We start from the raw sequence: 17,164 nt of genomic DNA, 5'->3' as shown, positions 1-17,164 counted from the left end.
TGCCAGAACAACGGCTTATGGGGCTCATCACTAAGACTAAGGATTGGTAAGACCATGGTCGTATGGTTCGGGGGAGGGTGTCGCCGTTACAACTTAGGGCAACAAAAACAACACTCTTCACCGAGGTAAAACGCCATGACAGCGGCATCCGTGTACCCCGTGCGTCCCGAAGTGGCCGCGACCACTCTGACCGACGAGGCCACCTACAAGAAGCTGTACCAGCAGTCGGTGGTCAACCCCGACGGCTTCTGGCGCGAACAGGCCCAGCGCATCGACTGGATCAAGCCGTTCACCAAGGTCAAGCAGACCTCCTTCGACGATCACCACGTGGACATCAAGTGGTTCGCCGATGGCACCCTGAACCTCTCCTACAACTGCCTCGACCGCCACCTGGCCGAGCGCGGTGACCAGCTCGCCATCATCTGGGAAGGCGACGATCCTTCCGAACACCGGGAAATCACCTACCGCGAGCTGCACGAGCAGGTCTGCAAGTTCGCCAACGCCCTGCGCGGCCAGGACGTGCACCGTGGCGACGTGGTGACCATCTACATGCCGATGATCCCGGAAGCCGTGGTCGCCATGCTGGCCTGCGCCCGCATCGGTGCGATCCACTCCGTGGTGTTCGGCGGCTTCTCCCCCGAAGCCCTGGCCGGCCGTATCATCGACTGCCGTTCCAAGGTGGTGATCACCGCCGACGAAGGTCTGCGCGGCGGCAAGAAGACCCCGCTCAAGGCCAACGTCGACGACGCCCTGACCAACCCGGAAACCAACAGCGTACAGAAGATCATCGTCTGCAAGCGCACCGGTTCGGACATCAAGTGGAACCAGCACCGCGACGTGTGGTTCGAGGACCTGATGAAGGTCGCCGGCTCCACCTGCGCACCGAAGGAAATGGGCGCCGAGGACCCGCTGTTCATCCTTTACACCTCCGGCTCCACCGGCAAACCCAAGGGCGTGCTGCACACCACCGGGGGCTACCTGGTCTACGCCTCGCTGACCCATGAGCGCGTGTTCGACTACCGCCCGGGCGAAGTCTTCTGGTGCACCGCCGACATCGGCTGGGTCACCGGCCACACCTACGTCGTCTACGGCCCGCTGGCCAACGGCGCGACCACCGTGCTGTTCGAGGGCGTTCCGAACTACCCGGACATCTCCCGTGTCGCCAAGATCGTCGACAAGCACAAGGTCAACATCCTCTACACCGCCCCGACCGCCATCCGCGCGATGATGGCCGAGGGCAAGGCGGCGGTCGAAGGCGCCGATGGCTCCAGCCTGCGTCTGCTGGGTTCGGTCGGCGAGCCGATCAACCCGGAAGCCTGGCAGTGGTACTACGAAACCGTCGGCCAGTCGCGCTGCCCGATCGTCGACACCTGGTGGCAGACCGAAACCGGCGCCTGCCTGATGACCCCGCTGCCGGGCGCCCACGGCCTGAAGCCGGGCTCCGCCGCCAAGCCGTTCTTCGGCGTGGTGCCGGCGCTGGTGGACAACCTGGGCAACATCCTGGAAGGGGCCACCGAGGGCAACCTGGTGATCCTGGATTCCTGGCCGGGCCAGGCGCGCACCCTGTACGGCGACCACGACCGTTACGTGGACACCTACTTCAAAACCTTCAAGGGCATGTACTTCACCGGCGACGGCGCCCGTCGCGACGAGGACGGCTACTACTGGATCACCGGCCGCGTCGATGACGTGCTCAACGTCTCCGGCCACCGCATGGGCACCGCCGAGATCGAAAGCGCCCTGGTCGCCCACCCGAAAGTGGCCGAGGCCGCGGTGGTTGGCGTGCCGCACGACATCAAGGGGCAGGGCATCTATGTCTACGTCACCCTGAATGCCGGCGAGGAATCCAACGAGCAACTGCGCCAGGAACTGCGTGCCTGGGTACGCAAGGAAATCGGCCCGATCGCCACCCCGGACGTGATCCAGTGGGCGCCCGGCCTGCCGAAAACCCGCTCGGGCAAGATCATGCGCCGCATCCTGCGCAAGATCGCCACGGCCGAGTACGACACTCTGGGTGACATCTCCACCCTGGCTGATCCGGGTGTGGTGCAGCACCTGATCGACACGCACCAGGCCATGCGCGCGGCCTGACCCGCCGCCCGATGAAAAACGCCCCGCTTGCCGGGGCGTTTTTCATTTCTGCGCTTGTGTGCCGGCCCGCCCGCGCCGAAGCCTTTCTGGAGCATCAACGTAGGATGGTGTGGAGCGCAGCGATATCCATCAATTCCGGCACCGACCGGATGCGGTTCGCGAGCAAGCTAGCTCCTACAGTGTGCTTCCCTCCCACCGGTAACATTTCCCTGCGACAAAATGAGGCGCCAGGAAACATTTCGCACAGCTTCGGTGCGTCTTTTCTGTCCGTGCGGAATGAGTCAATATCGCGCACCCCGCGCAGAGACTGAGGTCTGGTGTTTGTGGCCCGATAACTGCAAGTAAATTGGGTTTTACTACTCGCTTTCAGATCACGTAAAATCCGCGCCGTCAAGCCGCCGGGGCTCTGTCTCCAGCGCTTCTATAATTACTTGTCGCATTGAAGAAATAACCGCTCCGGGGCTGTCGCTAGAATGCCGCTCACCCCGGTAGGCGCGCTTTTCACAAGAATCGCGCCGGCAATGCGCAGACGAACAATAACCTTCACTTCTGCACGGGCAGCCTGGGCCAACCCCTTTCTCCTGCCAATCGAAGACCTACCCTCGAAGGAGTTACTGATGAAGAAGTTTGCACTTCTCGGTGCGCTGGCCCTGTCCGCGCTTTCCCTGGTTGCCCACGCTGACGACAAGCCGGTCCGCATCGGCATCGAAGCCGGCTATCCGCCTTTCTCCTTCAAGACTCCCGACGGCAAGCTCGCCGGTTTCGACGTGGATATCGGCAACGCCCTGTGCGAAGAGATGAAGGTCAAATGTACCTGGGTCGAGCAGGAGTTCGACGGCCTGATCCCGGCACTGAAGGTTCGCAAGATCGACGCCATCCTCTCGTCCATGACCATCACCGACGAGCGCAAGAAGTCCGTGGACTTCACCAACAAGTACTACCACACCCCCGCGCGCTTCGTGATGAAGGAAGGCGTGACCCTGAACGATCCGCTGGCGGACCTGAAGGGCAAGAAGGTCGGTGTGCTGCGCGCCTCCACCCATGACCGCTACGCCACCGATGTCCTGGCCCCGGCCGGCATCGAAGTCGTGCGCTACAACTCGCAGAACGAAGCCAACATGGACCTGGTCTCCGGCCGCATCGACGCGACCATGGCCGACTCGGTCAACCTCGACGACGGCTTCCTGAAAACCGACGCTGGCAAGGGCTACGCCTTCGTAGGTCCCGAATACAACGATCCGAAGTACTTCGGTGGTGGCGCCGGCATCGCCGTGCGCAAGGGCGATACCGCCCTGACCGAGAAATTCAACGCGGCCATCGCCGGCATCCGTGCCAACGGCAAGTACAAGGAAGTACAGGACAAGTACTTCAAGTTCGACGTCTACGGCGAGAACTGATCCACGTCCAGAAGTGGCACAGACCCAGGCCCGGTCCTGAAGTTTGTGCCACTTTTTTATTGGGGGTGAGCCTGCAATCGCGCTCGCCCTGAGCGTCCGTGTCGTTGCGGGCGGCGTCCGGTTTCACGAGGTACCAAATTATGCTCAATGGCTACGGAGCCACCATCGTCGATGGTGCCTGGCTGACGCTTCAGCTGTCCCTGCTGTCGATGGCCCTGGCGATCGCATTGGGTCTGCTCGGCGCGGCCATCCGCCTGTCGCCGGTGAAGTGGCTGGCCTGGTGTGGCGACCTCTATTCCACCGTGATCCGCGGCGTACCGGACCTCGTGCTGATCCTGCTGATCTTCTACGGCGGCCAGGCTGCGGTGAACTGGGTCGCGCCCATGGTCGGCTATGACGACTACATCGACCTCAACCCCTTCGCCTCCGGCGTCGGCACCCTGGGCTTCATCTTCGGCGCCTACCTGTCCGAGACCTTCCGTGGCGCCTTCATGGCCATCCCGAAAGGGCAGGGCGAGGCCGGCTTCGCCTACGGCATGAGCCCGCTTCAGGTGTTCTTCCGCATCCAGGTGCCGCAAATGATCCGCCTGGCCATCCCCGGCTTCACCAACAACTGGCTGGTGCTGGTCAAGGCCACGGCGCTGATCTCCGTGGTCGGCCTGCAGGACATGATGTTCAAGGCCAAGCAGGCCTCGGACGCCACCCGCGAACCCTTCACCTATTTCCTCGCCGTGGCGGCGCTGTACCTGGTAGTCACCAGCGTTTCCCTGGTGCTGCTGCGCATGCTCGAACGCCGCTATTCGGTCGGCGTGAAAGTCGCCGAGCTTTGAGACCGGGAGCCTGATCATGATTTTCGACTTCTCCGTCATCTGGGACAGCCTGCCGCTCTACTTCAGCGGCCTGCTGGTGACCCTCAAGCTGCTGGCGATCTCGCTGTTCTTCGGTCTGCTGGCGGCGGTGCCGCTGGCGCTGATGCGCTGTTCGAAGAACCCGGCGGTGAACCTGCCGGCCTGGCTCTACACCTATGTGATCCGCGGCACCCCGATGCTGGTGCAGCTGTTCCTCATCTATTACGGCCTGGCGCAGTTCGAGGCAGTGCGCGAGAGCGCGATGTGGCCGCTGCTGTCCAATGCCACTTTCTGTGCCTGCGCAGCCTTTGCCATCAACACCAGCGCCTACACCGCGGAGATCCTCGCCGGCAGCATCCGCGCGACCCCGCACGGCGAGATCGAGGCCGCCAAGGCTATGGGCATGTCGCGGATCAAGCTGTACCGCCGCATCCTCCTGCCCTCGGCCCTGCGCCGCGCGCTGCCGCAGTACAGCAACGAAGTGATCATGATGCTGCAGACTACGAGCCTTGCGTCCATCGTGACCCTGGTGGACATCACCGGCGCCGCGCGCACCGTGTACTCGCAGTACTACCTGCCGTTCGAGGCGTTCATCACCGCCGGCATCTTCTACCTGATCATGACCTTCACCCTGGTGCGCCTGTTCAAGCTGGCTGAGCGCCGCTGGCTGGCCTATCTCGCGCCGCGCAAGCACTGAGGAATACACCGTGGAACGTATCGATCATCTGCTGCCGTGGAGCAGCCTGGGTAGCGAGCGCCGCCTGAGCGTATTCCGCTACGGCAAGGGTTCGCGCAAGGTATACATCCAGTCCAGCCTGCACGCCGACGAGCTGCCGGGCATGCGCACTGCCTGGGAACTCAAGCAGCGCCTGGCCGACCTCGAGTCGCGCGGGCAACTGAACTGCGTCGTCGAACTGGTGCCGGTGGCCAACCCCATCGGCCTGGGTCAGACCCTGCAGGCCAGCCATCTGGGCCGTTTCGAGTTCGGCAGCGGGAAGAATTTCAACCGCGATTTCGTCGAGCTGAGCGCGCTGGTCGCCGAACGTGTCGGCGACCAATTGGGCACCGATGAAGCCGCCAACGTCGAGCTGATCCGCCAGGCCATGCGTGATGGTCTCGACGCGCTGCCGCCGGCCTCGTCCGAGCTGCAGGGCATGCAGCGCATCCTGTTGCGCCATGCCTGTGATGCCGAAGTGGTGCTCGATCTGCACTGCGACTTCGACGCCGCCATCCATATCTACGCGATTCCGCAGCACTGGCCGCGCTGGAAATCCTTGGCCGCACGCCTGAAAGCGGGTGTCGCTCTGCTTGCCGAAGATTCCGGCGGCAGTTCCTTCGACGAATCCTGCTCGCTGCCCTGGCTGCGCCTGGCGCAGGCCTTCCCGCAGGCGGCGATTCCGCTCGCGTGCCTGGCGACCACTGTCGAACTGGGCGGCGTGGGCGATACCCGCGTCGACCAGGGGCAGGCCAATGCCGAGGCCATCCTCGGCTTCCTCGCCGAGCAGGGCCTGATCGCCGGCGATTGGCCGGCGGCACCGGCCGACTGCTGCGAAGGCATGCCCTTCGAAGGCACCGAGTACCTCTATGCGCCCCACGTTGGCGTGGTGAGTTACCTGCGCAAGGCGGGGGAGTGGGTAGAGAAGGGCGACGCGCTGTTCGAAGTGGTCGACCCGCTGAACGACCAGGTCAGCACCGTTCGCGCCGGGACTTCCGGCGTGCTGTTCGCCATCGAGCGTGGGCGCTACGCCCAGCCGGGGCTTTGGCTGGCCAAGGTGGCCGGGCGTGAGCCGTTCCGCAAGGGCCGGCTGATCAACGACTGAATTCGAGAACCGACACCATGTACAAACTGGAAATCCAGGACCTGCACAAGCGCTACGGCACCCATGAGGTGCTCAAGGGCGTCTCCCTGGCGGCGAAAGCGGGCGACGTGATCAGCATCATCGGCTCCTCCGGCTCGGGCAAGAGTACCTTCCTGCGCTGCATCAACCTGCTGGAGCAGCCCCACGCCGGCAAGATCCTGCTCAATGGCGAAGAGCTCAAGCTCGTGCCGAACAAGGACGGCGCGCTCAAGGCCGCTGACGCCAAGCAGCTGCAGCGCATGCGTTCGCGCCTGTCGATGGTGTTCCAGCACTTCAACCTGTGGTCGCACATGAGCGCCCTGGAAAACGTCATCGAAGCGCCGGTCCACGTGTTGGGCGTGTCGAAGAAGGAAGCGCTGGAAAAGGCCGAGCACTACCTGGCGAAAGTCGGCGTGGCGCACCGCAAGGATGCCTACCCGGCCCACATGTCCGGCGGCGAGCAGCAGCGCGTGGCCATCGCCCGTGCCCTGGCGGTCGAGCCGGAAGTCATGCTGTTCGACGAACCGACCTCGGCGCTCGACCCCGAACTGGTCGGCGAAGTCCTGCGCGTGATGCAGGACCTGGCCCAGGAAGGCCGCACCATGGTGGTGGTGACCCACGAGATGGGCTTCGCCCGCGAGGTCTCCAACCAGCTGGTGTTCCTGCACAAGGGCCTGGTGGAAGAGGCGGGCTGCCCGAAGGAAGTCCTGGCCAATCCGCAATCCGAACGCCTCAAGCAGTTCCTTTCCGGCAGCTTGAAGTAAGCTGTCCGTTACAGTCGCCTGGTGACCTGATCGCATGACCGCACAACGCATCGGATTCCTCCTCTGGCCGCACACGCGGGCGCTGACCCTCGGTCTGGCCGAGGAGGCCCTGCGGGTCGCCCGCCGGCTGCACCCCGAAGCGCTCTACGAACCGGTGTTCATGAGCGCCGAGCCGGTGGCCGAGGCCGATGGCTGGCGCCTGCCGGGGCAGGCCTGGAATGGGGTGCTGGAGCAGTGCCAGCGCATCTTCCTGGTCGCCGACGAGATTCCGCAGACGGTCCCCGCGCCACTAGCTGCCGTACTCAAGCAACTGTCGCGCAGCGGCGTGAGCATCGGCGCGCTGTCCGCCGGCATCTACCCGCTGGCGCAGCTGGGCCTGCTCGACGGTTACCGCGCCGCCGTGCACTGGCGCTGGCACGACGACTTCACCGAGCGTTACCCCAAGGTCATCGCCACCAACCATCTGTTCGAGTGGGACCGTGATCGCCTGAGTGCCTGCGGCGGCATGGCGGTGCTCGACCTGCTGCTGGCCGTGCTGTCCCGCGACCATGGCGCGGAGCTGGCGGGCGCTGTCTCCGAAGAGCTGGTGGTGGAGCGCATCCGCGAAGGCTCCGAACGCCAGCGCATCCCGCTGAAGAACCGCCTTGGCTCCAGCCACCCGAAGCTCACCCAGGCGGTGCTGCTGATGGAGGCGAATATCGAGGAGCCGCTGACCACCGACGAGATCGCCCAGCACGTGTGCGTGTCGCGCCGCCAGCTGGAGCGCATCTTCAAGCAGTACCTGACCCGCGTGCCCAGCCAGTACTACCTGGAGCTGCGCCTGAACCGCGCACGGCAGATGCTCATGCAGACCAGCAAGTCGATCATCCAGATCGGCCTGTCCTGTGGCTTCTCCAGCGGCCCGCACTTCTCCAGTGCCTACCGCAACTTCTTCGGCGTGACCCCGCGCGAAGACCGCAACCAGCGCCGCGGCCAGAGCGCCGCCGAAGCTGCACCGGTCGCCACCGAGCGCGGCTGACCGCTCCTACGAAAAGCCCCCTCTGCTCAACTTCCTGTCGTTTGTCAGCGCAATGCCGTAGGGCGAATAACCTGGAACAGGTTATCCGCCGCTGTGGTCACGGCGGATAACGCTGGCGCGTTATCCGCCCTACGAGTCTGAGCGGCCTATTGTAGGAGCAAGCTTGCTGGGTGCGTCGGTGCAAAGCGGTTCGCGAGCCGGCTTGCTCCTACCTAAAAGCCCCTTCCTGCCTTATTCCTTTTCCCCCCGTTCGCGCAGCGAACAAATTCCACGGTCGCTTGTACCCGCAGCAGGCCGCAGGCCTTACACTGCGCCTTCCCGACGCTTTCTGTCGCATTTCCGTAAGCCTCGGCAATTCGCGGGTTGGCGCTATAACAAGTTGTCGCATGGCGGCAATGACGGCCCGCTGTTCGTCCCTACAATCCATTCATCGATAGCCGCCTCAACCAGGCAGGAGAACACCGATGTCCGCTCCGCAAGCTCAGGTCCAACGCTCCGACTTCGACCAGGTCATGGTTCCCAACTATTCGCCGGCTGCCTTCATTCCGGTGCGTGGCGAGGGTTCCCGAGTCTGGGATCAGAGCGGCCGAGAGCTGGTGGACTTCGCCGGCGGCATCGCGGTCAGTTCCCTGGGCCATGGCCATCCGGCGCTGATGCAGGCGCTGATTGAGCAGGCCGGCAAGATCTGGCACGTCTCCAACGTCTTCACCAACGAGCCGGCCCTGCGCCTGGCGAAGAAGCTGATCGACGCCACCTTCGCCGAGCGCGTGTTCTTCGCCAACTCCGGCGCCGAGGCCAACGAGGCCGCGCTGAAGCTGGCGCGTCGCTACGCCCACGACGTCTACGGCCCCGAAAAGTACGAGATCATCTCGATGGTCAACAGCTTCCACGGCCGTACCCTGTTCACCGTCAACGTCGGTGGCCAGGCCAAGTACTCCGATGGTTTCGGCCCGAAGGTCGAAGGCATCACGCACATCCCGTTCAACGACCTGGAAGCCCTGAAGGCAGCCATTTCCGACAAGACCTGTGCCGTGATCATCGAACCGGTGCAAGGCGAGAGCGGCGTACTGCCGGCCGACCAGGCCTACCTGGAAGGCGTGCGCAAGCTGTGCGACGAGAACAACGCGCTGCTGATCTTCGATGAAGTGCAGAGCGGCTTCGGTCGTATCGGCTACCTCTACGCCCACCAGTACTACGGTGTGAACCCCGACATCCTCTCCAGCGCCAAGGGCCTGGGCGGCGGCTTCCCGATCGGCGCCATGCTGACCACCGCGAAGATCGCCGAACACCTGGTCGTCGGTACCCACGGCACCACCTACGGCGGCAACCCGCTGGCGTGCGCCGTCGCCGGTGCGGCCTTCGACGTGATCAACACCCCGGAAGTGCTCGCAGGCGTGAAAGCCAAGCACGAGCGCTTCAAGGTCCGCCTGGAGAAGATCGCCGCCGAGTACGGCATCTTCACCCAGGTCCGCGGCATGGGCATGCTGATCGGCGCGGTGCTCAACGATGCCTTCAAGGGCAAGGCCAAGGACGTGCTCAACGCCGCCGAGAAGGAAGGCGTGATGGTCCTGCAGGCTGGTCCGGACGTGGTGCGTTTCGCGCCCAGCCTGGTGATCCCGGACGCGGACATCGACGAAGGCCTGGATCGCCTCGAGCGCGCCATCGCCAAGCTGACCCGCGGCTGATCCCCCGGCTACGCTGAACCGGCGAGGTCCGCCTCGCCGCTCAACCGGCCGGATCGTCCCGGCCGGTTCTTCGAATGCCCAATGAGCGCGGCACGGGTCGTGTCGCGCCCATGATTCATCAACCAAGAATCACAATTTTTGTCTGGTTAGAGGAGTGACGCCATGCTGGTGATGCGCCCCGCCCAAGTGGCCGACCTGCAGCAAGTGCAGCGTCTCGCCGCGGACAGCCCGGTCGGCGTCACGTCGCTGCCGGACGACGCGGAACGCCTGCGCGAGAAGATCCTCGCCTCGGAGGCCTCGTTCGCCGCCGAAGTGAGCTTCAACGGTGAAGAGAGCTACTTCTTCGTGCTCGAGGACAGCGAGACTGGCCGCCTGGTCGGCTGCTCGGCCATCGTTGCTTCCGCCGGCTTCTCCGAGCCGTTCTACAGCTTCCGCAACGAGACCTTCGTGCATGCTTCCCGCGAGCTGAAGATCCACAACAAGATTCACGTCCTCTCGCTGTGCCATGACCTTACCGGCAACAGCCTGCTGACCAGCTTCTACGTCGAGCGCGACCTGGTGAACACGCCGATCGCCGAGCTCAACTCCCGTGGCCGCCTGCTGTTCATGGCCAGCCATCCGGAGCGCTTTGCCGATGCGGTGGTGGTGGAGATCGTCGGCTACAGCGACGACCAGGGCCAGTCGCCGTTCTGGAACGCCATCGGGCGCAACTTCTTCGATCTCGACTACACCGAGGCCGAGAAACTGTCCGGTCTGAAGAGCCGCACCTTCCTCGCCGAGCTGATGCCGCATTACCCGATCTATGTGCCGCTGCTGCCGGACGAGGCGCAGGAAGCGATGGGCCAGGTGCATCCGCGTGCGCAGATCACCTTCGACATCCTGATGCGCGACGGCTTCGAGTCCGAGAACTACGTGGATATCTTCGACGGCGGTCCGGCGCTGCATGCGCGCACCTCGAACATCCGTTCCATCGCCCAGAGTCGCCAGGTGCCGGTGCGCATCGGCGCGTCGGGTCATGGCAGCCGCAGCTACCTGGTCACCAACGGCCAGCTGCAGGATTTCCGCGCCATTGTCGCCGAACTCGACTGGGTGCCGGGCAAGCCCGTCACCCTGAACCAGGAAACCGCCGATGCCCTGGGCATCGGCGAGGGCGCCAGCGTGCGCCTGGTTGCGATCTGAGGGGAGAGAGCATGATCGTCCGTCCCGTAACCAGCGCCGACCTGCCGGCTCTGTTTGACCTGGCGCGCAGCACCGGCACCGGCCTGACCACGCTGCCGGCCAACGAGCAGCGCCTGCAGCACCGGGTGAACTGGGCCGAGAAGGCCTTCCGTGGCGAAGCCGAACGCGCCGACGCCGACTACCTGTTCGTGCTGGAAAACGACGAAGGCAAGGTCGTCGGCATCTCCGCCGTGGCCGGCGCCGTCGGCCTGCGCGAGCCCTGGTACAACTACCGCGTCGGCCTGACCGTCAGCGCCTCCCAGGAATTGGGCATCCACCGCGAGATTCCCACGCTGTTCCTGGCCAACGACCTCACCGGGCAGTCCGAGCTGTGCTCGCTGTTCCTGCATGCGGATCACCGCGCCGGCCTGAACGGTCGCCTGCTGTCCAAGGCGCGCTTCCTGTTCATCGCCGAGTTCCGCGAGCTGTTCGGTGACAAGGTGATCGCCGAGATGCGTGGCATGTCCGATGCCGCCGGGCGCTCGCCGTTCTGGGAAAGCCTGGGCCGGCACTTCTTCAAGATGGAGTTCAGCCAGGCGGACTACCTGACCGGTGTGGGCAACAAGGCCTTCATCGCCGAGCTGATGCCCAAGTTCCCGCTCTACAGCTGCTTCCTTTCGGAAGAGGCGCGCTCGGTGATCGGTCGCGTGCACTCCGATACCGAGCCGGCGCTGGCCATGCTCAAGGCCGAGGGCTTCAGCTACCAGGGCTACGTCGACATCTTCGACGCCGGCCCCGCCATCGAGGCGCCGACCGAGAAGGTCCGCGCCATCGCCGACAGCCAGAACCTGGTGCTGGCGATCGGCACGCCCGGCGACGACGCCGAGCCCTACCTGATCCACAACCGCAAGCGCGAGGAGTGCCGTATCACCGCGGCCCCGGCGCGCGTGGCCGCCGGCTCGCTGGTGGTCGATGCGCAGACCGCCAAGCGCCTGCGCCTGTCCGCCGGCGCTTCGGTCCGCGCGGTGCCCCTCTCCGGAAAACGCAACTGACGCCGCCCGGCGTCAGGGGAGCCTGATGATGAATACCCACTACATTGCCGGCCAGTGGCTGGCGGGCGAAGGCGAGCCTCAGCAATCGCTGTGCCCGGTCAGCCAGGCCGTGGTCTGGTCCGGCCGTGCCGCTTCGCCGCAGCAGGTTGCCGCCGCCGTCGCCGCCGCGCGCAATGCCTTCCCGGCCTGGGCCCGTCGCCCTGTGGAAGAGCGCATCGCCGTGCTGGAGCGCTTCGCCGCCGCCCTCAAGGGCCGCTCCGAGGAAATGGCCCGTGCCATTGGCGAGGAGACCGGCAAGCCGCTGTGGGAAGCCGCCACCGAAGTGACCAGCATGGTCAACAAGGTCGCCATCTCGGTCCAGGCCTTCCGTGAACGCACGGGTGAGAAGAGTGGCCCGCTGGCCGACGCCACCGCCGTGCTGCGCCACAAGCCCCATGGCGTGGTCGCCGTGTTCGGTCCGTACAACTTCCCCGGCCACCTGCCCAACGGCCACATCGTGCCGGCCCTGCTGGCGGGCAATGCCGTGGTGTTCAAACCCAGCGAGCTGACCCCGAAGGTCGCCGAGCTGACCCTGCAGGCCTGGATCGAGTCGGGCATTCCCGCTGGTGTGATCAACCTGGTGCAGGGCGCCCGCGATACTGGGGTGGCCTTGGCTGGCAACGACGACATCGACGGCCTGTTCTTCACCGGCTCCAGCCGCACCGGTAACCTGCTGCACAGCCAGTTCGGCGGTCGCCCGCAGAAAATCCTGGCACTGGAAATGGGCGGCAATAACCCGCTGATCGTCGACGAAGTGAAGGACGTGGATGCTGCTGTCTACACCATCATCCAGTCCGCCTTCATTTCCGCCGGCCAGCGCTGCACCTGCGCCCGCCGCCTGCTGGTGCCGCAGGGCGCCTGGGGCGACGCGCTGATCGAGCGCCTGGTGGCCGTGGCCGCGACCATCAAGGTCGGCGCCTTCGATGAGCAACCGGCGCCCTTCATGGGCTCGGTGATCTCGCTGGCCGCCGCCGAGCATCTGATCAAGGCTCAGGAACAACTGCTGGCCAAGGGCGCCAGGCCGCTGCTGGCGATGACCCAGCCGCTGGCCACTGCCGCGCTGCTGACTCCCGGCATCCTCGACGTGACCGCCGTCAGCGAGCGCCCGGACGAAGAGTTCTTCGGCCCCTTGCTGCAGGTGATCCGCTACGCCGACTTCGACGCCGCCGTGCGTGAAGCCAATGCCACCCAGTACGGCCTCGCTGCCGGCCTGCTGTCGGACTCACGCGAGCGCTACGAGGACTTCCTCATCGAAAGCCGCGCCGGCATCGTCAACTGGAACAAGCAGCTGACCGGCGCCGCCAGCATCGCGCCGTTCGGCGGTATCGGCGCCTCCGGTAACCACCGCCCGAGCGCGTACTACGCGGCCGACTACTGCGCGTACCCGGTCGCCTCGCTGGAAAGCGACAGCCTGAGCCTGCCTGCAACCCTGACTCCGGGAGTGAGCCTGTGATGACCGCCTATGAGATGAACTTCGACGGTCTGGTCGGGCCGACGCACAACTACGGCGGCTTGTCCTACGGCAACGTGGCTTCGCAGAGCAACAGCCAGGCGGCCTCCAACCCGCGCGAAGCGGCGAAGCAGGGCCTGTCGAAGATGAAGGCGCTGATGGAAATGGGCTTCAAGCAGGGCGTGTTCGCCCCGCAGGAACGCCCTGCCGTCGCCTCGCTGCGCGCCCTGGGCTTCTCCGGCACCGACGCCGAGGTGATCGCCAAGGCAGCGAAAGACGCCATGCCGCTGCTCGCTGCGGTCAGCTCGGCGTCCTGCATGTGGACCGCCAACGCCGCCACCGTCAGCCCCGGTGCCGACACGGCCGATGGCCGCGTGCACTTCACCGCCGCCAACCTGAACTGCAAGTTCCACCGTTCCATCGAACATCCGCAGACCAGCCGCATCCTCGCGGCGATGTTCAACGACGAGAAACACTTCGCCCACCACGCCGCTCTGCCGGCAGTCGCCCAGTTCGGCGACGAGGGCGCGGCCAACCACACGCGCTTCTGCAAGTCCTATGGCGAAGCCGGTGTCGAGTTCTTCGTGTTCGGTCGCAGCGCCTTCGACAGCCGCTTCCCGGCACCGCAGCGCTACCCGGCGCGGCAGACCCTGGAAGCCTGCCAGGCGGTCGCCCGTCTGCACGGCCTGAGCGATGACGGCGTGGTCTATGCCCAGCAGAACCCAGCGGTGATCGACCAGGGCGTGTTCCACAATGACGTGATTGCGGTGGGTAACGGCGAAGTGCTGTTCCATCATGAGGACGCCTTCCTCGACACCGAGCGCGTGCTCGCCGAGTTGCACGACAAGCTCGGCCGCCGTGGTGGCCGGTTCCGCGCCGTGTGCGTGCCGCGCGACCAGGTCACCGTCGAGGACGCGGTGAAGTCCTACCTGTTCAACAGCCAGCTGCTCACCCGTGCCGACGGCAACATGCTGCTGATCGTCCCGGAGGAGTGCCGCAAGAACGAGCACGTCTGGCAATACCTTTCGCGCCTGACCGCTGAGGACGGCCCGATCCGCGAGGTGAAGGTGTTCGACCTCAAGCAGAGCATGCAGAACGGCGGCGGCCCCGCCTGCCTGCGCCTGCGCGTGGCGCTCAGCGACGCCGAGCTGGCTGCGGTCAATCCGGGCGTGATCATGACGCCGACCCTGCACGACACCCTGGTCACCTGGGTCGACAAGCATTACCGCGATCGCCTGGCCGAAACCGACCTGGCCGATCCGCAACTGCTCGTCGAGTGCCGGACGGCGTTGGATGAATTGAGCCAGATCCTTAAACTGGGCTCGGTTTATCCCTTCCAGCAGATTTGAGTAACTGACATGACCGAAAGCCTCCCGCTGATTCTCGAAGACAACAAGGGCGAGCGCCGCGAGACCCACACTGCGCGCCTGGCCATCCGCCTGGAAGGGCGCGAGCTGTGGCTGGAAGCCGACGGCAAGGGCGGCCTGGTGATCTACGCCGACTCCCATGAGGACGACGCCGAGATCCCGCTGCTGGTGGTGCGCCCGCAGGCGGTGAACCAGTTGGGCCTGAGCCTTGAGCTGGAAGCCGCCGAAGTCCACGAACATGGTCCAGACTGTGGATGTGACCATCACCACTGATCGCGGAGTCCGCGGCCGCTCCGGCCGCGGGGAATGATGGAGGCGTCCGCATGCTAGCTCTGGGCAAACTGCTCGAACTGACCCTCGCCGGCCGTGAGCCGACGGAAAAGATTCAGCTCACCGCGGACGGTACCCGTCTGCACTGGCTGGCTGAAGGCGCCCTCGAAGTCACTCCGCCGGTGGCGCGCGACAATGGCCGCGACCTGCTGCTCTCGGCGGGTATCCACGGCAACGAGACGGCCCCCATCGAACTGCTCGACCGCCTGGTACACCGCATCGCCCGTGGCGAGCTGAAGCCGGCGTCGCGGGTGCTGTTCCTGCTCGGCAATCCCGAGGCCATGCGCCGTGGCGAGCGTTACCTGGAACAGGACATCAACCGTCTGTTCTGCGGTCGCCACGAGGAGGGCAGCGGCAACGAGGCACTGCGTGCGTCGGAGCTGGAGCGTCTGGCTGCCGCGTTCTTCGCCCGCGAGGGCCGCCCGCGTCTGCACTACGACCTGCACACGGCCATCCGGGGCTCGAAGATCGAGCAGTTCGCGCTCTACCCCTGGGCCAGCGGCCGCGAGCACTCCCGCGACGAGCTGGCGCGCCTGCGCAGTGCCGGCATCGATGCGGTGCTGCTGCAAAGCAAGCCGGGCATCACTTTCAGCGCCTACACCTACAGCCAGCTGGGCGCCGAGGCGTTCACCCTGGAACTGGGCAAGGCCCGGCCGTTCGGGCAGAACCAGGCGGTGAACCTGGATCGTCTCGAAACCATGCTGCAGGGCGTGATCAGCGGCCAGGAGGCGGACGGCGCACAGATCGACGGCCTGCAGCTGTTCGCGGTCTCCCGCGAAGTGATCAAGCACAGCGACCACTTCCGCCTGCACCTGGACGATGCGGTGGACAACTTCACCGAGCTGGACCACGGCTTCCTGCTCGCCGAGGACATCGGCGGCACGCGCTGGATCGTGGAAGAGCAGGGCGCACGGATCATCTTCCCCAACCCACGGGTGAAGAATGGCCTGCGCGCCGGCATCCTGGTCATTCCCACCGAGCTGTGATCTCCCCGGCGCGCGCCCATCGCGCGCCTTGTTTCCCCTCTGGCGAGCGCTTAGCATCGGCCCTTTCCGCCTGATGCCCGAGGAGCCTTGCCATGTCCATCATCGACCTTCGCAGCGACACCGTGACCCTGCCCACCGCCGGCATGCGCGAGGCGATGGCGCAGGCCGAACTGGGCGATGACGTCTACGGCGAAGACCCGACGGTGAACCGCCTGGAAGCAACCCTCGCCGAGCGCCTGGGCTTCGCCGCCGCGCTGTTCGTGCCCACCGGCACCATGAGCAACCTGCTCGGCCTGATGGCCCACTGCAGCCGGGGCGACGAGTACATCGTCGGCCAGCAGGCGCACACCTATAAATATGAAGGCGGCGGCGCCGCGGTATTGGGCTCGATCCAGCCTCAGCCCATCGATGGCGAAGCGGATGGCTCGCTGGACCTGGCCAAGGTCGAGGCGGCGATCAAGCAGGACGATTTCCACTTCGCCCGCACCCGCCTGCTGGCGCTGGAAAACACCATGCAGGGCAAGGTCCTGCCGCTGACCTACCTGGCCGCTGCACGGGAAATGACCTGCCGCCGTGGCCTGGCGCTGCACCTGGACGGCGCGCGCCTGTACAACGCGGCAGTGAAGCTGGGCGTGGACGCCCGCGAGATCACCCGCCACTTCGACTCCGTTTCGGTGTGCCTGTCCAAGGGACTTGGTGCGCCGGTGGGGTCGGTGCTCTGCGGCGATGCCGAGCTGATCGGCCGCGCACGTCGCCTGCGCAAGATGGTCGGCGGCGGCATGCGCCAGGCTGGTGGCCTCGCGGCGGCGGCACTGTATGCGCTGGACCATCAAGTCGGGCGCTTGGCCGAGGACCACGCCAACGCCGAAACGCTGGGCCGTGGCCTGGCCGAACTGGGCTACGCCATCGAGCCGGTGCAGACCAACATGGTCTACGTCGGCATCGGCGAGCAGGCCGGCGCACTGGGTGAGCACTTGGCCGAACATGGCATTCGCGTCAGCCCGGCGGCGCGACTGCGGCTGGTCACCCACCTCGATGTGAAAAGCGCCGATATCCCGCGTATCGTCGAAGCTTTTGCCGCCTTTCGTCGTTCCTGACAGAAATTATTGCGCGATAGGGGTTAACTATCGCGCAAAGACAC

The 17,164-nt window shown here is 65.4% G+C and carries 15 protein-coding genes; all 15 read left to right on the top strand.

What is annotated here, in order from left to right; translation table 11 throughout:
- The first annotated feature begins 135 nt into the window (after window positions 1–135).
- The 15 genes from acs (at window position 136) to ltaE (ending at window position 17,120) form a co-directional block, all read left to right on the top strand.
- Window positions 136–2,091: an acetate--CoA ligase gene (acs, locus tag ABKS89_RS21895; RefSeq protein WP_138215132.1), complete on the top strand. Its 1,956-nt coding sequence runs from the start codon at window positions 136–138 to the stop codon at window positions 2,089–2,091.
- 617 nt (window positions 2,092–2,708) lie between these two features.
- A complete protein-coding gene (aotJ, locus tag ABKS89_RS21890; protein ID WP_192224958.1) occupies window positions 2,709–3,488 on the top strand; it encodes an L-arginine-binding protein AotJ in 780 nt (259 codons plus the stop codon).
- A gap of 140 nt (window positions 3,489–3,628) precedes the next feature.
- Window positions 3,629–4,318: an ABC transporter permease gene (locus ABKS89_RS21885; protein ID WP_348587058.1), complete on the top strand. Its 690-nt coding sequence runs from the start codon at window positions 3,629–3,631 to the stop codon at window positions 4,316–4,318.
- 16 nt (window positions 4,319–4,334) lie between these two features.
- The gene (locus ABKS89_RS21880; RefSeq protein ID WP_138215129.1) at window positions 4,335–5,033 is read left to right on the top strand and encodes an ABC transporter permease; all 699 of its coding nucleotides are present in this window, start codon (window positions 4,335–4,337) and stop codon (window positions 5,031–5,033) included.
- Between the two features lie 10 nt (window positions 5,034–5,043).
- Entirely contained in the window at window positions 5,044–6,156 is a 1,113-nt protein-coding gene (locus ABKS89_RS21875; protein ID WP_348587056.1) for a succinylglutamate desuccinylase/aspartoacylase family protein, read from the top strand.
- 17 nt (window positions 6,157–6,173) lie between these two features.
- The gene (aotP, locus tag ABKS89_RS21870) at window positions 6,174–6,938 is read left to right on the top strand and encodes an arginine/ornithine transport ATP-binding protein AotP (protein WP_015476463.1); all 765 of its coding nucleotides are present in this window, start codon (window positions 6,174–6,176) and stop codon (window positions 6,936–6,938) included.
- A gap of 34 nt (window positions 6,939–6,972) precedes the next feature.
- Window positions 6,973–7,956: a transcriptional regulator ArgR gene (argR, locus tag ABKS89_RS21865; protein WP_348587054.1), complete on the top strand. Its 984-nt coding sequence runs from the start codon at window positions 6,973–6,975 to the stop codon at window positions 7,954–7,956.
- A 464-nt stretch (window positions 7,957–8,420) separates the two neighbouring features.
- Window positions 8,421–9,641: an aspartate aminotransferase family protein gene (locus tag ABKS89_RS21860; protein WP_348587052.1), complete on the top strand. Its 1,221-nt coding sequence runs from the start codon at window positions 8,421–8,423 to the stop codon at window positions 9,639–9,641.
- 162 nt (window positions 9,642–9,803) lie between these two features.
- Window positions 9,804–10,820, top strand: coding sequence for an arginine/ornithine succinyltransferase subunit alpha (gene aruF / locus ABKS89_RS21855; RefSeq protein WP_138215125.1), 1,017 nt, complete (start codon window positions 9,804–9,806; stop codon window positions 10,818–10,820).
- Window positions 10,821–10,831: 11 nt separating this feature from the next.
- A complete protein-coding gene (aruG, locus tag ABKS89_RS21850) occupies window positions 10,832–11,851 on the top strand; it encodes an arginine N-succinyltransferase subunit beta (RefSeq protein ID WP_138215124.1) in 1,020 nt (339 codons plus the stop codon).
- A gap of 25 nt (window positions 11,852–11,876) precedes the next feature.
- The gene (astD, locus tag ABKS89_RS21845; RefSeq protein ID WP_348587051.1) at window positions 11,877–13,343 is read left to right on the top strand and encodes a succinylglutamate-semialdehyde dehydrogenase; all 1,467 of its coding nucleotides are present in this window, start codon (window positions 11,877–11,879) and stop codon (window positions 13,341–13,343) included.
- Complete coding sequence (astB, locus tag ABKS89_RS21840) at window positions 13,343–14,689, top strand: N-succinylarginine dihydrolase (protein ID WP_348587049.1); 1,347 nt, start codon at window positions 13,343–13,345, stop codon at window positions 14,687–14,689. The genes astD and astB overlap by 1 nt, the downstream gene beginning before the upstream one ends.
- Window positions 14,690–14,698: 9 nt before the next feature.
- Window positions 14,699–14,980, top strand: coding sequence for a hypothetical protein (locus tag ABKS89_RS21835; protein ID WP_054907334.1), 282 nt, complete (start codon window positions 14,699–14,701; stop codon window positions 14,978–14,980).
- Window positions 14,981–15,030: 50 nt separating this feature from the next.
- Window positions 15,031–16,023, top strand: coding sequence for a succinylglutamate desuccinylase (astE, locus tag ABKS89_RS21830; protein ID WP_138215121.1), 993 nt, complete (start codon window positions 15,031–15,033; stop codon window positions 16,021–16,023).
- Between the two features lie 92 nt (window positions 16,024–16,115).
- Entirely contained in the window at window positions 16,116–17,120 is a 1,005-nt protein-coding gene (ltaE, locus tag ABKS89_RS21825; protein WP_348587048.1) for a low-specificity L-threonine aldolase, read from the top strand.
- Window positions 17,121–17,164 lie beyond the last annotated feature (44 nt).

The sequence above is a fragment of the Pseudomonas sp. LABIM340 genome (assembly GCF_040017195.2).
In the GTDB taxonomy this organism is placed as follows: domain Bacteria; phylum Pseudomonadota; class Gammaproteobacteria; order Pseudomonadales; family Pseudomonadaceae; genus Pseudomonas.
This window is presented reverse-complemented; position numbering and strand designations above follow the sequence as displayed.